Here is an 18,259-nt window from a genome sequence, read left to right as displayed (position 1 = left end):
TAATTGACGATAGTATACTATGTGCGCTTCAGAAAAACAAACAGTCCATGAAAAAACGCACACCGGACATTTGTCGGTGTGCGCTTCTCATGATGCCGCTTAATCTTCTAAACGATCCTTTTCTAAAAGTGATGCGCCAGCAATACCTGGTTTCGTCATTTCAAAAGGATTTAAGATGATATCAAGCTCTTCCTCTGATAACACATCATTTTGCAGACAAAGCTCACGTACAGATACGCCTGTAAGTATCGCTTCTCTCGCAATTCGTGCAGCAGCTTCATAACCAATATGCGGATTGACCGCCGTCATGACACCAGCACTCTTTTCTACATATTCTTTTAATCTAGATTCATCTGCTTTTAGGTCACGCAAGCAGTTATCGACAAAGGATTCAAATACATTTTTCATCATGCTGAGAGACTGTAGTAAGTTGAATATTAAAACTGGCTCCATGACGTTCAGTTCAAGCTGACCAGCCTCTGATGCAAGGCAGATCGTGTGGTCATTTCCGATGACTTGGAATGCCACTTGGTTCATGACCTCAGGCATCACTGGGTTGACTTTCCCTGGCATGATGGATGAACCTGGCTGTCTTGGCGGCAAGTGCAACTCACCAAATCCTGCTCTAGGACCTGAAGCCATCAAACGAATATCGTTTGCCATTTTGGACATATTCATCATACATACTTTCAGTGCAGCTGATACTTCTGTATAAGCATCTGTATTTTGCGTAGCATCGACCAAATCTTCTGCTCCAACTAACGGCAATCCGCTAATGTCAGCTAGATAACCAACTACCTGGCGAATATATTTAGGATCAGCATTCAGTCCTGTTCCAACTGCGGTTGCGCCCATATTGACTTCATATAAATGCTGTCTAGACTGCTTGATTCGTTTAATATCACGAGCAAGAACCTTTGCATATGCACTAAACTCTTGACCAAGTCTAATTGGAACAGCGTCCTGAAGATGCGTACGTCCCATTTTGATGACATGATCGAATTCTTGCGCTTTTTCTGTCATGACTTGATGCATGTTTTCCATCGTATAAAGTAGTTTTTCAATCATATTCAATGTTGAAATATGAATCGCTGTTGGGAAAACGTCGTTTGTTGACTGCGACATGTTCACATGCGTGTTTGGACTTAGCTCAGTATAAGCGCCTTTTTCCTTTCCTAGTAGTTCAAGCGCTCTGTTTGCAATGACTTCATTGGCATTCATATTCATTGAAGTGCCAGCCCCGCCTTGAATTGGATCGACAATAAATTGATTGTTCCATTTTCCTTCAATCACTTCATCTGCGGCTTGAACAATTTTTTCTCCAAGACCAGCATATAGTCGCTTTGTATCCATATTTGCAAGTGCGGCTGCTTTTTTGACAATCCCTAATGCTTTGATGAGTTCCTCATGAACATGGTAGCCAGTAATTGGAAAGTTCTCTACTGCACGTAATGTTTGAATTCCATAATACGCTTGAGTGTCTACTTCCTTTTCACCTAGAAAGTCTCGTTCGATTCGAACTTGCTTGTCCTGTAGCTTCGTCATTTGAAAAGATCTCCTTTTACGCTGCTTTTGTTTGTTGTTTTAATTCCTCAATATACTTCTTCGATTTCTCTTGATCAAACACTTTTTCCCACTTAGACATGACAATGGCTGCAAGTGAGTTACCAAATACGTTAACAGTTGTACGAACCATGTCAAGGATACGGTCGATCCCAACGATGAAGGCAAGTCCTTCAAGTGGAAGTCCCATTGCTCCAAGTGTTGTGATGACAACAACGATCGATGCACCTGGTACACCAGCCATTCCTTTTGATGTGAGCATTAAGATTAATAGTAACGTAATTTGCTCATAGATGGAAAGAGGCATGCCGTACATTTGTGCAACAAATATGGCGGCAATGGATTGATAGATGGCACTTCCATCTAAGTTAAAGGTATAGCCTGTTGGGATAACGAACGACGTGATCGCTTTCGGGCATCCGAACTTCTCCATTTTGTCCATTAATCTAGGCAATACAGCTTCTGAACTTGCTGTTGAGAATGCAAGAATGATTTCTTCTTTTAACACTCTAAATAGTGTAAAGACGCTTGTTCCAGCTAATTTTGCGATAATGCCAAGTACGACAATAACGAAGAATGCCATTGTACCGTAAACGACAAGTACCAGTTTACCTAGCGGGAGAAGCGCTCCGACCCCGAATTTGATCACCGTCACACTGATGAGCGCGAATACACCAAATGGTGCAAACTTCATCACTTTATTGGTCACCCAGAACATCGCTTCGAGGATGCCCTCAAAAAATCCTAACACTGGTTTTCCTTTGTCTCCAACTGCTGCAATTCCTAATCCGAATAACACTGTAAAGAAGATTGTTGGTAATAGATCACCTTCTGCAATGGATTGGAACACGTTTGTTGGCACAAGATGCACAATCGTTTCAGAGAAACTAGCTTTTTCGGCAGAAGACTTAGATGTCTCTTCATATTTAGAGATATCGCCTTTCTCCATGTTGCTCATATCAATTCCTGTACCAGGATGGAAAACGTTTGCTGCAAGCAGTCCAACTGCTAATGCAATCGTTGTCACAATTTCGAAGTAAAGAATCGTTTTCCCACCGAGTCTTCCGATGGTTTTCATATCGCCTACACCTGCAACAGCTACAATCAATGCAGCAATAACAATTGGAAGAACGATCATTTTAATTAAGTGGATGAATATATCGCCAATTGGCGTTAACACATTAATAACGGTTTCATTTTGATAAAACAGCGCTCCTACGACAACACCCAAGACAAGTGCGATGAGTATTTGAGAAGCTAACCCTAACTTTTTCATACGTGGACCCCCTTTTTTTGATAACGCTTTCTTTGTTGCTTAATCGCATCTTAACGATGAACCTACAAAAAACGACAAAAAGGAACAAAAAGAAGTGAATTTTTTATGAAAAATCTTTTAAAAGGTGGGTTTTTCCACAAAATTGTTAAAAAAAGACTTCGCTTTTGGCGAAGTCTCAGGTTGTTGAGAAGAGCTAAAATGAACTTTATTTTAGCTCTTTGTGATAGAAATCCATTGAAGTCTAGAAAGGACGAGCACCGAAGCGCAGGACTGACACCGAATGCGAGGACTTCGCTTCTGATGAAGTCTCATGTTGCATATGATCAGTTGGCGGCTCTTGAAAAGGAGAAAGTTCGACATAAATCGCATAGCCTATCAGTACAAAGGCTACATAAATCACAGCACTCAACGTCCACACCCATTTGACATTCAGCTTCATTTTGCTACACCCTCTCTGACAGGTTTCAATCGCTGTAATCTTAGTGCGTTCAGCACAACCGATACAGAACTAAAGGCCATTGCGGCTCCTGCAAGCCATGGCGCCAGGAACCCAAATGCAGCGATCGGTATACCAATACAATTGTAAGCAAGCGCCCAAAATAGATTCTGTTTAATGTTTCTCATCGTTTTTCTGCTAAATTCAAGTGCATCTGCAATGGCATGGAGATCTCCTGTCATGAGCGTAATATCTGCCGCTTCCATGGCAACATCTGTACCTGTTCCGACGGCCATCCCGATATTTGCTGTTGCAAGGGCAGGGGCATCATTGATGCCGTCTCCAACCATCGCCACTTTTTTTCCTTGTTTCTGAAGCGCTGCAATATGAGCCGCTTTTTCCTCAGGAAGAACTTCAGCGATCACATGATCTATGCCTGCCTCACTCGCAATCGCTTCTGCTGTTCGTTTGTTATCTCCTGTCATCATCACGACGTGAATCCCTTGCTCTTTGAGACGAGCGACCGCTTGAGAAGAAGACGATTTGATCGTATCTGCAACGGCAACAATACCTGCTGGCTCGCGGTCAATGGCAATGAGCATCGCCGTTTTTCCTTGTTCTTCAAGCTCAGTCACAACTGCTTCTAGTGCTTCGCAGCTGATATGATGTTTCTTTAGGAGCTTCCGTGTGCCAATCAAAAGCTCATGTCCTGCAGCTCTTGCTTCAATTCCATGACCAGGATCTGCTTGAAAAGCTTCTACCTCTACCGCTTGGAGACCCCGGTTCTTCATGCCTTCTGTAATCGCTCTGGCAAGTGGATGCTCTGACTGCTGTTCTGCCGATCCTGCTAACTGAAGCAGCGTATCTTCTGTCCAATTGGCAGACGCGATCACATCTGTAAGACTCGGCTCCCCTTTTGTCACAGTCCCTGTTTTATCTAGCACTACTGTATCTAGTGATTGGGTTACCTCTAAGTGTTCTCCGCCTTTAAACAAAATCCCTGATTCAGCTGCCCGGCCGCTGCCTGCCATAATAGAGGTCGGTGTAGCAAGACCAAGCGCACAAGGACATGCGATGACGATGACCGCTATAAAGGTCTCAAGGGCTGCTGTCACATTTCCTGGATCAACAAAGATATACCAAATCAGAAAAGTGAGCACAGCCAATCCTACAACAATGGGGACAAATATCCCTGAAATTTGATCTGCCATTCTTTGAATTGGTGCTTTTGAGCCTTGCGCTTGTTCGACGACTCGAATGATTTGTGAAAGAGCCGTTTCTTTTCCTACTTTTGTTGCTTTCACTTTCACAAATCCATTTTTATTGATGGTTGCCCCGATGACTGTATCTCCTGTGGTTTTATCAACTGGCAGACTTTCACCTGTAATCATGGATTCGTCGATCGCTGTTGTTCCTTCGATGATTTCTCCGTCTACCGGGACTTTTTCACCCGGCTTGACGAACACAAGATCATTCACTTTCACTTCAGAAATAGGAACGGTCATTTCTTTCCCATCTCGCTCTATCACAGCTTCTTTCGCTTGTAAGCCCATCAGTTTTTGAATCGCTTCTGATGATCTCCCTTTCGCTCTTGCTTCCATTAACTTTCCGAGCACAATCAACGTAATCAGCACAGCACTCGTTTCATAATAGAGGGCCGCCTCATGTGTGCCTTGAACCGCTGACTGAATACTTTCATATAAACTATAGAAAAAAGCAGCTGATGTCCCTAATGCCACAAGGACATCCATATTGGCACTTTTATTTTTCAACGCTTTATAAGCACCTACATAAAAAGGCCAGCCGACAATGAACTGGACGGGCGCTGCTAATGCGAGCTGAACCCATGGATTCATAAACGCTTCTGGCAACCAAATAAACGATGTGAAAGAAAAATGACTGACCATTGCCCAAAGAAGAGGCAATGACAAAATCATCGAGAACAAAAAGCGTGCCGTTTGTTTCTCAATCGCTACTTGGCGATGGTCTTTTTTTCCTTCCTCTGCATGCTCTTCGGCTGATTCGATTAATGAATACCCAATGGATTTCACAGCCTCTTTTATGTCACTTGGAGATATTTGCCCAGGATGATACGTCACCTGAAGTGACTCAAGCGCAAAGTTCACTGACCCTTGATCAATACCCTCCATCCGGTTGACTTTTTTCTCAATTCGGTTTGCACAAGCCGCACACGTCATTCCCTCTATATCAAATTCGGCTTGCTCCATCACCACATCATAGCCAAGAGATTGAATTTTTTGTTTTAGATCCTCTGCTGTGAGTTGTTCTGTTTCATACACAATGTGGGATGTTTCAAGCGCTAAGTTCACACTGGCGTCGTCCACACCTTCCAACCTGTTCAAGCCCTTTTCAATGCGGCCTGCACAGGCGGCGCAAGTCATTCCCGTAATTTGAAAATCAATTTCTTTTTTCATTTATCTCACCTCTCCACATACTCCATGGGGGTATTGTTATTTTTAAAAAAATACGTGCTGTCTTATGCAGCACGTATGCTCATTTTATACGACATCATATCCCTGTTCTTCAATGACATCAGAGATCTGGTGTAACGTGATTTGATCTGAGTGAAAGGAAACCTCCACCTGACCCTTATCTAAATGGACTTTCACAGATTCAACACCTGCTAATTCTCCTACATTTCCTTCGACTGCTTTCACACAATGTCCGCAAGACATGCCTTGCACTTGTAGTGTTGCTTGTTCCACTTCTCATCGCCTCCATCAATCATTTTCTATTCTTACTATACCCTAGTAGGGTATCATTGTAAACATAAATGATCCGCTGTTTGCTACGATTTTGTCAGCTTCGTGAAGACATTCATTAACTCCTCAATGGCTTCATCCCCATTACCGCTCTTAATGGCATCTGCTACGCAATGATGTGTATGCTTTTCCATTAATTGAAGACTCACTTTTTTTAAAGCTGCATTGACAGCAGAAATTTGATTCACGACATCTATACAGTAACGATCGTTTTCAATCATTTGCTGAATCCCTCGCACTTGACCTTCCACTCGTTTTAAGCGGTTGATTAATTGCTCTTTTTCCTTCTCGGCTCTAGGCGAAGCGATATGTCTTTCTTCTTGTTCTGTCATCTGATCACCTTTTTTCTATCATACTTGTCTTACATTCAATTAAAGCATATCTTCACCTGAAAAGGCAAAGATATGCTGAGATCACCGTTTGTTTATCCTAGTTTGTCAACTGTTCAATATCTTGCAAAAGGTTGACAGATTGCTGAAGCTGCTTCATGAGGCCTTGCTGATCCTCTAAAATAGCTGCAGCATCGAAGTTGTCCATTTTCAATTGCTGTAAATAGGTTTGAATCTCCTCTGACAGTACTTTATTTTTCTCCATGATTTGTGCGTGCAGGTCTTTTGCTATCGATGGTGCTGTGAGTTCATTAAATTCTTGAATGTCTGCTTTCAATGATTCAAGCTGCTGCGTCAAATCTGCTCTTTTGGCAGCATCTTGTACAGCTTCTTCCGCAAGCTGTGGAAAATCCTCTGTGAATTGCTGAATATCCATCACATACTCATTTGCTTCTGTGACATATGTCGTTGTATCGTTCACTTGGTCTAGCAGTCCTGAACATCCACTTAACAAAAACGTACCGGTAAATAGAAACGCCATCACATGTTGTTTCAAGATCCATCATCCTTTCATCTGCTATGTTGAAACCCCTCATTTGTCCAGCTCCCAACCACACAGATGCAAAAAGACCTTAAAAAAAGCCAGACCTTTGCCTCAAGTGTGATAGGCAAAGGTCTGGCTAACATGTTCATGCCGGAATGGCCGAGAAACAACGGATGTTTCTGTAATGACGACCAAACCGTAAAAGCTACTCCCCTTTAGGAAACCGTTCAAATGTTATGTTTATCATATCTAAATGAAGGACAACAGTCAATGAGAAGCAGGCGGAAGATCCTGCTTTTGGTACAGCATATAGTCCGAACCAGTTGATGCATAAATCCGATTACGTCCTTGGCGTTTTGACATATACAAGGCTTGATCTGCCTCAAATAGAAGCGTTTCTAATATAGAGGGATCATTCGCTGTATGGGCGACGCCAAAGCTTGCTGTCACTCTTACTTTTTTCTCATCTGTCTGAAAGAAACTCACTTCAAATGAATGTCTCATTTGTTCCGCAATACGACATGCCTCTTCAAATGAATGATGCGGCAGACAAATGGCGAACTCTTCTCCACCATATCGCCCAAATAAATCATCCATCTTCAAATGCTGCTGACAAATGGACACAACATGGCGCAACGCCTCGTCTCCAATGTGATGGCCGTGCGTATCATTGATTTGTTTAAAGAAATCAATATCAAATAGAAGTATTGCAGTATCCTGCGCATCCTCTTCCAATAACATCTGCGTTCGTTCAATAAAGGAAGACCGATTGAAGATATTCGTCAAACCATCAATATATGCTCGGCGCTCCAGCTCTTCCTGCAATAGTCGCTGCTCAGTAACATCACTGATCACAATTTGCCTGCCTTCGACTTCGCCTCTTCTATTAAAAAGAGAAGAAGCAGTGAGATGATAATAGAAGGGCTGCTCTTTTTCCCACATTAAATCATACTGTGAATGATCCTGCGGAGAACGCAGCCACTGTATAAACGCTGGCTCTTTGATGATCCCTGAGAATATATCATCGATTTTATAGCCGATTCCCTTTTTAGCGAGCACAGGAATGATCAATGCAGCCGCAGGGTTATAATCAATCAGTGTTCGGTATCGATCCAATATAAGAACACCTTCTGACATATGTTCAAACACACGCTCCATCGCAATGGGAGAGAGCTTAAAGAGATGAAAAGACATAATCGCCCATAAGTAGAGTGCGTTGGTTAAAAACATCACCACTGGTACTGGGTCAATGTGAAAAGGCGTGACACCTAATAAATAGATAAAAGAAGTCGTGATCGGTAATAATATTCCAACGAGCAAGATCAGAACCTGTTTCAAATAATCTTTCTTCACACGTAAAAACCAAAGCAGCATAAAAATAGCGAGCATGGAACAACCAAATGTATAGACCCCATGAATGATATACCAATAACCAATGGTAAAATCAGCTAATAAAAACCCGTCTACTGTATTCATCGTGATGCTTCGGTAAAAGAGTGAATGAAAAGAGTTGGTGAACACCAGAATGGTGGTTAAAATTGGAATCAGCAAGAAGAGAAGCACGCGGCGCTTTGTTACATATTGATGGAAACCAGTAAACTGCAGCACAATCATCAGGCTGAACGGTGCAATGAACGGAAGACCTATGTATTGAAAACTAACCCAGAATGTAATTTCTTGAGGGGTGCGCGCCAATAATTCAAATGTATGTCCAAAAATATAAATCGCAGTTGCTCCAGACATATACATAAACAATTGACAGCCAATATACCGATGGCGATTTGCATGAGCAATGATTGATAATATTACGGACAGAATGCCAGAAACACTCATGATCACAATAAAATGTAAAACAATCGAATCCATGTAAACGCCCCAATTTCAGTTATTTAGAACTAGTCTAATCTTACTATATATGAGGACGTCTCAAATGGGAAGATGTGATTTTGATTTGGTTGGCGGTTTTTTGGAAAGCGTTCGTCATTTTACTAGTCGTGGCGCCTTATCTGTTCATTACTTTTTACTTATTTTATGGATAAAGCATATTGTAGCAAGTGAAATATCTGTACAATGTGGAGATGAATGAAAAGGAGGCTTGATAGGAGATGACTTTTTTGATCATCATGGCAGGTTTGTTCATGCTGATTCTTTTAGAGAAGCCATTTCAGAAGAAACGATCTGAGCTGTTATTTTTGATGAGTTATTTGCTGCTGATTGCGGTTTATGTGATTCAGACAACATTTGTGGAGATTATGCCTGATGGGCTTTTGTTGATGATGGCGGTGATTGTGGTTTGTCCTTTGTTTATTCGGTTGGTTCGGTTTTCTTCAAGGAACTTACATGAAAAGTAAGAAGGATGACAGTATGTAGCATCCTTCTTACGTTGTGAACTAAACTCGTTATTCTTAAGACCCTCTGAGCTTTGTAAAGCAGACGTCTTTTTCTTTACTTAATTATGAATTTGATTTATCTTTTTGTTTTTCATTTGATTTATTGTCTTTCATTTTACTCATCTCTTTTTTAGCATTATCCACTTCTTCTAAAGCTTTTTTCATTCTAGAATTCATGAAACTTAAATCATCATCACTGACTTTATCTCGCTTGATTACTTTTAAGATATCTTTGAAAAGTGATTCAAATTTGTCATCCGCTTTCACCAAGTACTCGTTTACTTTTTTATACGTATCAGGAACTTTAACTTCTTTGTCTTTGGCTTCGCTGAGTAATTCTCTCATGCTATCAATCTTTGTCTCAACATCACTAGCCCATTCTTTATCGTAAACCTCGTCTAAAGGAACCAACGATAAAACAAAAGACATAATTCTTTCTTCAAACCGTTTTAGATATCCCTTATACCATGATGCATATTCGCTATCAGTCATTTTTTCTATTTTTTCTTGTTTTGCTGCTGCTTTGTTTGATGAACCGTTTGCTGATTCATTTTTACCGCATGCTGTACCCATCATCAATGTAAATACTAAAAGAAATACTGAAATGATTGTCTTTTTGTTTGTTTTCATTTTTATGAATTACTCCTTATCCTTTGAGACTTTTTCTAATTCGTCAACTACTTTAGCTGTTTAATCATATGCTTTGTAGGGTCTATTCGAACTTTTTTCTTTTAACTAAATTGTCCCCCTGTCATTATCTGGTGATATTTCCCTACAAATTATCATCGGTTAAAAAATAGGTATATTTAGGTATTCTCCCTAACTTTCTAATAAAAAATTCTATAAGAAACAACCTAAGCATCTATCTTCCAGACACTAGATACGACGGCTTCTGAAAGTTTAGAAACAAGCTACATTGCCGAATCGCTTCTTAATTTTTGAATTTCAAGTGTGAAATGAATTACATGAAGTATATTAAAGTATAATAAAGAGGTTAAAAAATGAAGTTAGATAATCTTCTAATAAATAAAGAGTGGACATAAAGGAGAACTTACGAATGACTTTTGATGAATTAATGGAACTTTCAGAAGAAGAATTTATAAATTATGATTTCAAAAGAGAGGTTTTTGATTTAAGAAATTTAATATATGATGAAAAAAACCCTATTGCAAATATTATTCTATATAAAGGTAATATTTATGGTTCCCAATCTGATTGTGATAGATTACCTTTGACCCTCGAAATATACAAACGCTTATGGGGAAATCAATTTGAATTCTGGAATACTAAACAAACAGATTTTGTTGAGGCAAATGGAGAAACAATGAATTCATTTGTAACTCCTTACAAAGCCTTTTATAAGGAGACATATGATTTATCTAATCCTATATTTAAAGATTATGCAAAATTAACACACACAGTAGGTAATTTTATACCTGTATACGCCATCAAAAATAATAAAAATTGGTTTTCTCCTTTTAATAGCAAACGTTATAAATCTACCTATGATTATTGGGATCTAACTTTGAACCATATGAAAGTCATTTTAAATGATTTTATGAATAGTAATGATTCTATTGAGATTTTTTTAGAAAACACAATGAACAATAACACTTTTAAGTATAAAAAATATATTATTGAATCCGCTAAGTGGATTTTAAGTTTTAAAACTTGGCCTAATTTTGTGGAGAAGAATTTTTTGCAGAGCTTTTTAGAAAACCCAAAAGATTTAACCAGTGAACCAAAAGAATTTTGGCGCAATCACTTTAAAGGAACAGTTAGTACCAAAGATGAAAATAATCTGAGTGAATTTTTAACTTTTGTTAATCAAGCTATTCTTGAACGAAGTTCACTTATATATAAACAACTGAAACTAAATTATGAATTCCTATAATATTTGTAACAGCAACATATAGCAAAAGTTCATTGCAACTATAAAATTTCACGTATTTAAAAAGTGTCAAAACCCTTATCTAACATGGGTTTTGACACTTTTTTAAAATCATATGGAGACGGTGGGAGTCGAACCCACGTCCAGAGACATCGATTACTTAAGCGTCTACGAGCGTAGTCAACATATTTACGTGTTCGCTCATCCTCATGCCTGCTGACGGGCGCTTGGAGAGCTAGTCTGATGGATCTCTTCTTACGTCCTCAGACGAAAACGTAAGCGTAGCCTACTTCATTGGGCTCCTCACAGACACATAGGCGATGTCAGGAAGAGCTCGCTGCGCTTATTAGGCAGCTAGTGCTAAGTTTTGGTTAAAACTTTTAGTTTTGCCAGTTACATTTAGGTGCGTGTTAACGAGATCGCCTCTCGGCTCGCAGCCTAAGCTCGAACCATCCCTGTCGAATCCGTAACGTCCCCTTGTAAAAGGGATATACGGGATGGAAACGTTCTTTAGCTTAACTGCTTCCGTATATGACTATTATAACAATCTCATCGCTCGAAACAACTGGTGGTTTCTGTAAAAAAACGACGATGATTGTTTACTGCATAACATATTGTAGCATAATGCTTCCGCTCTCAGCAAGCCATCTGCATGCGTCTAGAATTGCTTTTGCCGGTCACGGAAAGCTCGCTCGATTTCACGTTTCGCATCTTTTTTCTTCAGATCTTCACGTTTATCATATTTCTTCTTCCCTTTACCGACTCCAATTAGCACTTTGGCAAAGCCATTTTTCAAATAGAGTTTAATGGGAACAAGTGAGTAGCCCTCTTCCTTTGTCGCACCAATCAATTTACTGATTTGTTTGCGATGGAGCAGCAGCTTTCTCGTTCTGAGCGGATCATGGTTATAACGGTTCCCCTGCTCGTATGGGCTCACGTGCATATTGTGAAGAAACACTTCTCCTCGTTCGATTTTGGCAAAGGAATCTTTTAAATTCACTTTTCCTGCTCGAATGGATTTGATTTCAGTTCCTTGTAATACAAGGCCGGCTTCGTATGTTTCTTCTATAAAATAATCATGATTGGCTTTTTTGTTTTGGGAAACAACCTTTCCCTCTCCCTTTGGCATTAGCGTACACCCTCCTTTTGGCACAGACACGGTCCAAATCGTACGGATTATTTTATCAAACAATCCAGCTTTCGACAATGCTGCTGCCACGTGGTCAAAAAGCAAATAGAGCGTGATGCCCTATTTGCTTTTTGTCACGTTACTTTTTCTTTTTGCGCTTTTGTTTCGGTGCGTTATCAAATACGCGTTTTTTCTTTTTCTTCTTTTTACGACCTGTAAACCAGTCGCCGCCTTTATCCTCTTTGCCTTTTTCCCCAGAGGCCTTTTGACCTCCGCGTCCTTTTTTGGCTGGTGGATCTGTCCGTTTTTTGAACTTGAAGTCTTTTGGTGATTTACGGCGAGTGCCTTTCATCCCGACGATTTCAAAATCAATGGAATGCTCATCTTTATTTACACTCACCACTTTGACAGTAATTTCATCACCGATGCGATATACATTCCCTGTCCGCTCACCGATCATGGCAAAGTGCTGTTCATCAAAACGATAGTAATCGTCTGTCATGTAGCTCACATGGACAAGACCTTCTATCGTATTCGGCAGTTCAACGAATAGTCCGAAATTCGTGACGGAACTAATCATACCATCAAACTCTTCACCGATTTTATCAAGCATAAACTCTGCCTTTTTCAGGTCATCTGTTTCGCGCTCAGCATCAACAGAGCGGCGCTCCATTGTAGATGCATGATCTGCGATTTCTGGCAGCAGTTGTCCCCATTTTTCAAGGGTCGCTTCGTCTGTCTTTTTCTCTATTAAATAGGTTCTGATCAGCCTATGCACGATTAAATCCGGGTAACGGCGGATCGGCGATGTGAAGTGTGTATAGAATTCCGTTGATAATCCAAAATGGCCAATGCTTTCTGGATCATACTTCGCCTGTTTCATAGAGCGAAGCATCACAGTTTGAATGACGACTTCTTCTGGTTGATCTCTGACAGCATCGAGGACACTTTGAAGTGCGCGCGGGTGAATGTTCGTTGACGTCCCTTTCACAATGTAACCAAACGTCGTCACGAATTCTAAAAAGCGCTGAAGCTTCTCAGGATTTGGTTCTTCGTGAATTCGGTAAATGAACGGAACATTCATCCAGTGGAAATGCTCGGCAACTGTTTCGTTTGCCACCAGCATGAATTCTTCAATTAGTTTTTCGGCAACAGAACGTTCACGAATGACGACGTCTTTTGCTGCGCCTTCATCATCTACAAGCACTTTTGCTTCCTTGAAATCAAAGTCGACTGCTCCGCGCTCCATTCGCTTGTCACGCAGAATTTCTGCAAGCTTCTCCATCTCTTGGAACATTGGTACTAACGGCTCGTATTTGTCTAAAAGCTCTTCATCTTGGTCAACTAAAATCTTATTCACATCGGAATAGGTCATTCTTTCCGTCGTTTTGATCACACTTTGGAAAATTTCGTGTTTGACGACTTTCCCACTTCGATCAATGATCATTTCACAAGAGAGTGTGAGACGATCAACCTTCGGATTCAATGAGCAAATGCCATTTGACAGGCGATGAGGAATCATTGGAATGACGCGGTCAACAAGATACACACTCGTTCCGCGCTCATAGGCTTCCTGATCAATCGGCGAATTCTCTGTAACATAATGAGAAACGTCTGCAATGTGCACGCCGAGCTTATATTTGCCATCATCGAGCTTTTGCACGGTTACGGCATCATCTAAGTCCTTTGCATCTGCACCGTCAATCGTCACGATCGTTTCATTGCGCAGATCACGTCTACCTTCAAGATCCTTTTCATCGATCGTTTCAGGTGTGTCTGCTGCCTGCTGGAGCGCTTCTTCCGGAAACTCACCTGGTAGACCGTGTTTATGAATAATCGATAAAATATCGATGCCAGGGTCATTTTTGTGACCGAGAATTTCCGTCACTTCACCCTCTGCACTCATTCTTCCTTCTGGATAGCTTGTCAGCGTGACAACGACTTTATGACCTTCAACCGCTCCGTTTTTAGCGGATTTTGGAATGAAGATATCGTTTGTGATTTTTTTATCATCAGGAATGACAAAACCAAAACTTTTCGTTTCTGTATAGGTACCGACAACCGTCTGAGTATTACGCTCCAGAATACGGATGACCGTTCCTTCTTTTTTGGTGCCATTTGATTTGTGGCTGACACGAACCATGACGGTGTCACCATTCATTGCTGTGCCTAGCTCATTTGGCGGAATGAAAATATCATCCTGCCCAAACTCTTCTGGTGTCACAAATGCAAATCCTTTTGCATGCGCAGACAGCTTCCCTTTTACCAAGTTCATTTTTTCCGGTACACCATAGCGGTCGCTGCGGGTACGGACGATAAGCCCCTGATCCTCTAATATCACAAGTGCTTTGACGAGCTCTTTATAATCATCTGGATTGGTAATTTCCATCATGACTTCTAATTCCTGCACCGTTAATGGTTTGTACGCCTCTTCTTGCATAAACGCAAGTAATTCATCCATAAATTCTTCTTTTTGCACACTCTAACCCCCTATATATTTAAATTGACCAATCGAGTGATTCTAAGAATGCATATACATCCTGATGAACCTTCTCTCGCTCTTTATCAAGCGTGATAACATGGCCCGATTCTTCATACCACTTTAAATGTTTTTCATCTGTCTCTACTTCGTTATAAATAATGTTTGCACTGTCTGTATTAATCATATGATCATGACGTGCCTGAACAACAAAAGTAGGTGAATAAATCATGTCAACATTGTTTCTGACATCTGCAATGAGTTCTTGAAGAGCCTTGAGTGTACCCATTGGTGTTTTCTTGAACTCTTCCATCTCTTGCTCAATTTGATCCTCTGACTTACCCTCGAATTTTTTATAGTTACGGGCATAATCTAGTACACCCTGGTACATGACTTCTTCACTTTTTATGTACATAGGTGCACACATAGGTACAATTCCCTTTACAGGTACAGTGTAACCTAATTTTAATGAAAAAACTCCTCCGAGGGATAGTCCGCAGACCGCAATTTCCTCATAACCTTCGTCTTTTAAAAATTGATAGCCTTCTTCTACATCTTTCCACCAATCTGTAGGACCTGTATGAACAAGCTCCTCTGGCGGTACACCGTGTCCTTTGTATTGAGGTGCATGGCATGTATAGCCTCTTTCATTCAAATAACGCCCAAGCATACGAACATCGGCTGTATTCCCAGTAAAACCGTGAAGAAGAAGCACCGCCTTTTCTCCACCTTTAAACGTAAATGGTTTTGGTGTAACAACTTTCATGATGTGACTTCCTTTCCTTCTGATATGGTTTATATTTTCCACTTGTATGTATGAAACAAACACAAAAGAGTGCTGATAATAAAAAAAGGTCTGAAAAAAGATCAGACCTTCTGTTACTCGCGCCTACACGCCTAAATATGCCAATGCAAGTGTTAAGATGAAGAAAAGCACTGACAAAATGACAGTTAATCGGTGAAGAATCAAGTCAAGACCTCTCGCTTTTTGCTTACCGAAAAGCTGCTCGGCTCCACCTGAAATAGCGCCTGACAGTCCTGCACTTTTACTTGATTGTAATAATACAACGATGATAAGTGCAATACTGACAATTACGAGTAATGTGATAACAAATGCGTGCATGAAAACACCTCCAGACAAACTGGTACACATAACTTTATTTTACATGAAAACAAGGTGCATGTCACGAAACATCAAAATAAAGATTTCCTATATATTGTCGACTTTATTTGTCATTTAGATTCAATTTCGCTCCAATGGATTGTATGCAGCATTTTTTATATGCAATTTTTGAGGTTAAAAAACGTTTTTAGCGAGTTGCTTCTTCTTTTAAGAGCTGTTTTAATTCTACTAACAGCCGTTCAGCTCCTTCAGGACTCAGTACGACGTTACCGTTTCCATAGCTTTTGTTGTATTTCGTTATTTGGCCAGTTAATAAGCAGCTCTTATCTGCATCATATTTTTTCAGCATAATGGTTTGATCTTCGATGAAAATTTCTAACAGCTGCTCTTCTTTTATATTGAGTACCTTTCGCATTTCTGAAGGCAGAACAATTCTGCCAAGCGAATCAATGTGTCTTACCATTCCAGTTCTTTTCAATGAAGCCGCCTCCTTAATGATCATACGATGATTTCATTTATTGACTTTTGTCAACATCTTCATAGTAAAATAAATCTTCAAATTTTTTATCAAAGTAATGAATCATTTTGCCAATGACAAGCTGTCCTGGCTTCCGGTGACCATTCAATACCCTGCTGAGTGTGGCAGGAGAGATGCCAATTTCATCTGCGAGCTGATTTAAAGACATATCGTTTTCGATCATATACTGCATCACAAAAGCCCGCCTGATCTGAATCTTTTCGACCATCATTACAACCTCCTATAGGATCAATATGTACAACATGTAGGATTCTCACATCTCTCGGATTCATTAACTTATGTCAACACTTTTACGCCCTTTCTATTTCCTTTGGTCAATGATCATACTAAAATAAGTCATATACTGAAATGTGAGGTTCGATGACATGAATCACTTTGGTGAACAATTACGCATTTTAAGAGAGAATAGAAAGATGTCTGTCAATCAACTCGCCATGTATTCAGGCGTAAGCGCTGCCGGTATTTCTCGGATTGAGAATGGAAAGCGTGGTGTGCCAAAGCCTTTAACCATAAAAAAATTAGCACGCGCTTTGAAGGTGCCTTATGAGGATTTAATGTTGCTTGCCGGTTATATTGAACAGGAAAAAGTGCATGAAATGAAACCGAAATATGAGTCCATATTAAAAATCTATCAAACGGCGCTTCAAAAGGATGTAGAACATCTCCCTATTTTCGATGGAGACCAATGGAAAACACTCACCGCACAAGACATCAGCCAGCTGAATCAATACTTTCTCACGCTCATTAACCAAAAAAAGGCGAACAAATAGCGGGGCATAAACATAAGATACATCCACCATTAACTAATGTCAATATTTTCATGGTGCACTTATTGCCAATAGTCAACAAATCGAGTACACTAGAGATAACTAATCTTTAACCATGTGAGGTTTTGAGTTGATGAACTTCGGTGCATATTTAAGAGCATTACGTGAGAAAAGGAAACTATCGGTGAACCAATTAGCGATGTATTCAGAGGTCAGCGCTGCTGGTATTTCTCGGATTGAAAACGGGAAACGCGGCATTCCGAAACCTCCTACAATTAAAAAACTAGCAGGTGCATTAAAAGTACCTTATGAGGACATGATGCAGGCTGCAGGGTATATTGAAGAAGCGTCTTCTGCCTATGTCATAAAGGAAGAAGAAACGGCTTTTACCCAAATAAAAGAAGCAGCAGAGCAATATGAACTGGATGATCTTGAAATATTTAATGGGGACATATGGTCCACCCTTTCTAAACATGAAATAGAGGATTTAAACCGCTATTTGTTATTTCTACTAAACAGCCGTTCGTCATCGTAAAATGTTTTGATCATTGACAAGCTTTTTGCGCCGATTTTTGACAGAATTACGGTATAATGGGTTCAGATTGGAGTGAAGAAAGATGAATCAATCTGATATGTGCCCGCGGTTTGAAAAAGCAGTTGAGTTATTAAGTAAACGTTGGGTGGCACTGATTGTTTTTCAGCTTCTCTCGGGTTCACAGCGCTTTAGTGAAATCGAAGCAGCTCTGACCAATTTAAGCGGAAGGGTTTTATCTGAGAGATTAAAAGAGCTGGAAGCAGCAGGCATTGTAAAACGGGAGGTTTTTGCTGAAACACCCGTGCGTATTGAGTATTCATTAACTGATATGGGGCGCTCACTTGCACCCGTTTTTGAGGAAATTGCGAAGTGGTCCTCTGAATGGATCACACTTGAATCATAAATGTCTCCTGATGTGAGCCGCCTAATCATGATAAAAAAACCTCCCCTACAGATGTAGAGGAGGTTTTGTCTTT

20 protein-coding genes and 1 other RNA gene are annotated in these 18,259 nt (G+C 40.3%); 5 read left to right on the top strand and 16 right to left on the bottom strand.

Translation table 11 applies throughout. The features are described from left to right. Positions 1 to 99: 99 nt before the first annotated feature. From aspA to ACRRMM_RS12505, 8 genes are all read right to left on the bottom strand, one after another. On the bottom strand, positions 100 to 1,545 hold the full coding sequence (gene aspA / locus ACRRMM_RS12540) for an aspartate ammonia-lyase (RefSeq protein ID WP_007500224.1): 1,446 nt from the start codon (positions 1,543 to 1,545) through the stop codon (positions 100 to 102). Positions 1,546 to 1,561: 16 nt separating this feature from the next. Then, a complete protein-coding gene (locus ACRRMM_RS12535; RefSeq protein ID WP_007500222.1) occupies positions 1,562 to 2,839 on the bottom strand; it encodes a cation:dicarboxylate symporter family transporter in 1,278 nt (425 codons plus the stop codon). A gap of 241 nt (positions 2,840 to 3,080) precedes the next feature. Beyond that, positions 3,081 to 3,278 (bottom strand): hypothetical protein, encoded by a 198-nt coding sequence (locus tag ACRRMM_RS12530; RefSeq protein WP_353829607.1) that lies wholly within the window; start codon positions 3,276 to 3,278, stop codon positions 3,081 to 3,083. Next, positions 3,275 to 5,710: a heavy metal translocating P-type ATPase gene (locus ACRRMM_RS12525; protein WP_428828615.1), complete on the bottom strand. Its 2,436-nt coding sequence runs from the start codon at positions 5,708 to 5,710 to the stop codon at positions 3,275 to 3,277. Before ACRRMM_RS12525 ends, ACRRMM_RS12530 begins: the two co-directional genes overlap by 4 nt. A gap of 84 nt (positions 5,711 to 5,794) precedes the next feature. Further along, the gene (copZ, locus tag ACRRMM_RS12520) at positions 5,795 to 6,001 is read right to left on the bottom strand and encodes a copper chaperone CopZ (protein ID WP_008347645.1); all 207 of its coding nucleotides are present in this window, start codon (positions 5,999 to 6,001) and stop codon (positions 5,795 to 5,797) included. A gap of 83 nt (positions 6,002 to 6,084) precedes the next feature. Beyond that, entirely contained in the window at positions 6,085 to 6,390 is a 306-nt protein-coding gene (locus ACRRMM_RS12515) for a metal-sensing transcriptional repressor (RefSeq protein ID WP_008347647.1), read from the bottom strand. A gap of 97 nt (positions 6,391 to 6,487) precedes the next feature. Beyond that, positions 6,488 to 6,943, bottom strand: coding sequence for a DUF6376 family protein (locus ACRRMM_RS12510; protein ID WP_046527449.1), 456 nt, complete (start codon positions 6,941 to 6,943; stop codon positions 6,488 to 6,490). 255 nt (positions 6,944 to 7,198) lie between these two features. Beyond that, positions 7,199 to 8,797 carry a histidine kinase N-terminal 7TM domain-containing diguanylate cyclase gene (locus ACRRMM_RS12505; RefSeq protein ID WP_008347653.1) on the bottom strand — a complete coding sequence of 533 codons (1,599 nt, stop codon included), beginning with the start codon at positions 8,795 to 8,797 and terminating at the stop codon, positions 7,199 to 7,201. A 239-nt stretch (positions 8,798 to 9,036) separates the two neighbouring features. Here ACRRMM_RS12505 and ACRRMM_RS12500 point away from each other — a divergent pair, with 239 nt between their 5' ends. Next, the gene (locus ACRRMM_RS12500; RefSeq protein ID WP_017359230.1) at positions 9,037 to 9,282 is read left to right on the top strand and encodes a hypothetical protein; all 246 of its coding nucleotides are present in this window, start codon (positions 9,037 to 9,039) and stop codon (positions 9,280 to 9,282) included. Positions 9,283 to 9,384: 102 nt separating this feature from the next. Here the strand turns inward: ACRRMM_RS12500 and ACRRMM_RS12495 are convergent, their stop codons facing one another. Further along, the gene (locus tag ACRRMM_RS12495; protein ID WP_017368064.1) at positions 9,385 to 9,951 is read right to left on the bottom strand and encodes a hypothetical protein; all 567 of its coding nucleotides are present in this window, start codon (positions 9,949 to 9,951) and stop codon (positions 9,385 to 9,387) included. 427 nt (positions 9,952 to 10,378) lie between these two features. Here ACRRMM_RS12495 and ACRRMM_RS12490 point away from each other — a divergent pair, with 427 nt between their 5' ends. Then, positions 10,379 to 11,215 (top strand): hypothetical protein, encoded by an 837-nt coding sequence (locus tag ACRRMM_RS12490; RefSeq protein ID WP_108610980.1) that lies wholly within the window; start codon positions 10,379 to 10,381, stop codon positions 11,213 to 11,215. Between the two features lie 110 nt (positions 11,216 to 11,325). Here ACRRMM_RS12490 and ssrA read toward each other — a convergent pair. From ssrA to ACRRMM_RS12455, 7 genes are all read right to left on the bottom strand, one after another. Beyond that, positions 11,326 to 11,689: a transfer-messenger RNA gene (ssrA, locus tag ACRRMM_RS12485) on the bottom strand. Between the two features lie 181 nt (positions 11,690 to 11,870). Further along, positions 11,871 to 12,341, bottom strand: a complete 471-nt coding sequence (gene smpB / locus ACRRMM_RS12480; RefSeq protein WP_008347658.1) for an SsrA-binding protein SmpB — start codon at positions 12,339 to 12,341, stop codon at positions 11,871 to 11,873. 139 nt (positions 12,342 to 12,480) lie between these two features. Beyond that, complete coding sequence (gene rnr, locus ACRRMM_RS12475) at positions 12,481 to 14,820, bottom strand: ribonuclease R (protein WP_008347660.1); 2,340 nt, start codon at positions 14,818 to 14,820, stop codon at positions 12,481 to 12,483. Between the two features lie 19 nt (positions 14,821 to 14,839). Continuing rightward, positions 14,840 to 15,586 carry an alpha/beta hydrolase gene (locus ACRRMM_RS12470; RefSeq protein WP_008347663.1) on the bottom strand — a complete coding sequence of 249 codons (747 nt, stop codon included), beginning with the start codon at positions 15,584 to 15,586 and terminating at the stop codon, positions 14,840 to 14,842. Between the two features lie 123 nt (positions 15,587 to 15,709). Beyond that, positions 15,710 to 15,943: a preprotein translocase subunit SecG gene (gene secG / locus ACRRMM_RS12465; RefSeq protein WP_003212746.1), complete on the bottom strand. Its 234-nt coding sequence runs from the start codon at positions 15,941 to 15,943 to the stop codon at positions 15,710 to 15,712. A 187-nt stretch (positions 15,944 to 16,130) separates the two neighbouring features. Next, entirely contained in the window at positions 16,131 to 16,421 is a 291-nt protein-coding gene (locus ACRRMM_RS12460; protein ID WP_008347666.1) for an AbrB/MazE/SpoVT family DNA-binding domain-containing protein, read from the bottom strand. A 37-nt stretch (positions 16,422 to 16,458) separates the two neighbouring features. Then, positions 16,459 to 16,692, bottom strand: coding sequence for a helix-turn-helix domain-containing protein (locus ACRRMM_RS12455; RefSeq protein ID WP_008347669.1), 234 nt, complete (start codon positions 16,690 to 16,692; stop codon positions 16,459 to 16,461). 154 nt (positions 16,693 to 16,846) lie between these two features. Here ACRRMM_RS12455 and ACRRMM_RS12450 point away from each other — a divergent pair, with 154 nt between their 5' ends. The 3 genes from ACRRMM_RS12450 (at position 16,847) to ACRRMM_RS12440 (ending at position 18,186) form a co-directional block, all read left to right on the top strand. Next, positions 16,847 to 17,251: a helix-turn-helix domain-containing protein gene (locus ACRRMM_RS12450; RefSeq protein ID WP_017368066.1), complete on the top strand. Its 405-nt coding sequence runs from the start codon at positions 16,847 to 16,849 to the stop codon at positions 17,249 to 17,251. Positions 17,252 to 17,381: 130 nt separating this feature from the next. Next, entirely contained in the window at positions 17,382 to 17,783 is a 402-nt protein-coding gene (locus ACRRMM_RS12445; protein ID WP_008347673.1) for a helix-turn-helix domain-containing protein, read from the top strand. Positions 17,784 to 17,865: 82 nt separating this feature from the next. Continuing rightward, positions 17,866 to 18,186 carry a winged helix-turn-helix transcriptional regulator gene (locus ACRRMM_RS12440; RefSeq protein WP_007500199.1) on the top strand — a complete coding sequence of 107 codons (321 nt, stop codon included), beginning with the start codon at positions 17,866 to 17,868 and terminating at the stop codon, positions 18,184 to 18,186. Positions 18,187 to 18,259: the final 73 nt, after the last annotated feature.

Origin of the sequence: Bacillus sp. XT-4 (assembly GCF_050864245.1) — a bacterium.
Taxonomy (GTDB): Bacteria; Bacillota; Bacilli; order Bacillales; family Bacillaceae; genus Bacillus; species Bacillus altitudinis.
Note: the sequence above shows the minus strand (reverse complement) of the source record. Positions and strands in the feature narration are given on the sequence as shown.

Excerpts from the sequence above, each read along its gene's own strand:
- aspA (WP_007500224.1), bottom strand. The coding sequence starts at position 1,545 with ATGACGAAGCTACAGGACAAGCAAGTTCGAATCGAACGAGACTTTCTA.
- ACRRMM_RS12535 (WP_007500222.1), bottom strand. The coding sequence starts at position 2,839 with ATGAAAAAGTTAGGGTTAGCTTCTCAAATACTCATCGCACTTGTCTTG.
- ACRRMM_RS12530 (WP_353829607.1), bottom strand. The coding sequence starts at position 3,278 with ATGAAGCTGAATGTCAAATGGGTGTGGACGTTGAGTGCTGTGATTTAT.
- ACRRMM_RS12525 (WP_428828615.1), bottom strand. The coding sequence starts at position 5,710 with ATGAAAAAAGAAATTGATTTTCAAATTACGGGAATGACTTGCGCCGCC.
- ACRRMM_RS12515 (WP_008347647.1), bottom strand. The coding sequence starts at position 6,390 with ATGACAGAACAAGAAGAAAGACATATCGCTTCGCCTAGAGCCGAGAAG.
- ACRRMM_RS12505 (WP_008347653.1), bottom strand. The coding sequence starts at position 8,797 with ATGGATTCGATTGTTTTACATTTTATTGTGATCATGAGTGTTTCTGGC.
- ACRRMM_RS12500 (WP_017359230.1), top strand. The coding sequence starts at position 9,037 with ATGACTTTTTTGATCATCATGGCAGGTTTGTTCATGCTGATTCTTTTA.
- ACRRMM_RS12495 (WP_017368064.1), bottom strand. The coding sequence starts at position 9,951 with ATGAAAACAAACAAAAAGACAATCATTTCAGTATTTCTTTTAGTATTT.
- ACRRMM_RS12490 (WP_108610980.1), top strand. The coding sequence starts at position 10,379 with ATGACTTTTGATGAATTAATGGAACTTTCAGAAGAAGAATTTATAAAT.
- smpB (WP_008347658.1), bottom strand. The coding sequence starts at position 12,341 with ATGCCAAAGGGAGAGGGAAAGGTTGTTTCCCAAAACAAAAAAGCCAAT.
- ACRRMM_RS12470 (WP_008347663.1), bottom strand. The coding sequence starts at position 15,586 with ATGAAAGTTGTTACACCAAAACCATTTACGTTTAAAGGTGGAGAAAAG.
- secG (WP_003212746.1), bottom strand. The coding sequence starts at position 15,943 with ATGCACGCATTTGTTATCACATTACTCGTAATTGTCAGTATTGCACTT.
- ACRRMM_RS12455 (WP_008347669.1), bottom strand. The coding sequence starts at position 16,692 with ATGATGGTCGAAAAGATTCAGATCAGGCGGGCTTTTGTGATGCAGTAT.
- ACRRMM_RS12450 (WP_017368066.1), top strand. The coding sequence starts at position 16,847 with ATGAATCACTTTGGTGAACAATTACGCATTTTAAGAGAGAATAGAAAG.
- ACRRMM_RS12445 (WP_008347673.1), top strand. The coding sequence starts at position 17,382 with ATGAACTTCGGTGCATATTTAAGAGCATTACGTGAGAAAAGGAAACTA.
- ACRRMM_RS12440 (WP_007500199.1), top strand. The coding sequence starts at position 17,866 with ATGAATCAATCTGATATGTGCCCGCGGTTTGAAAAAGCAGTTGAGTTA.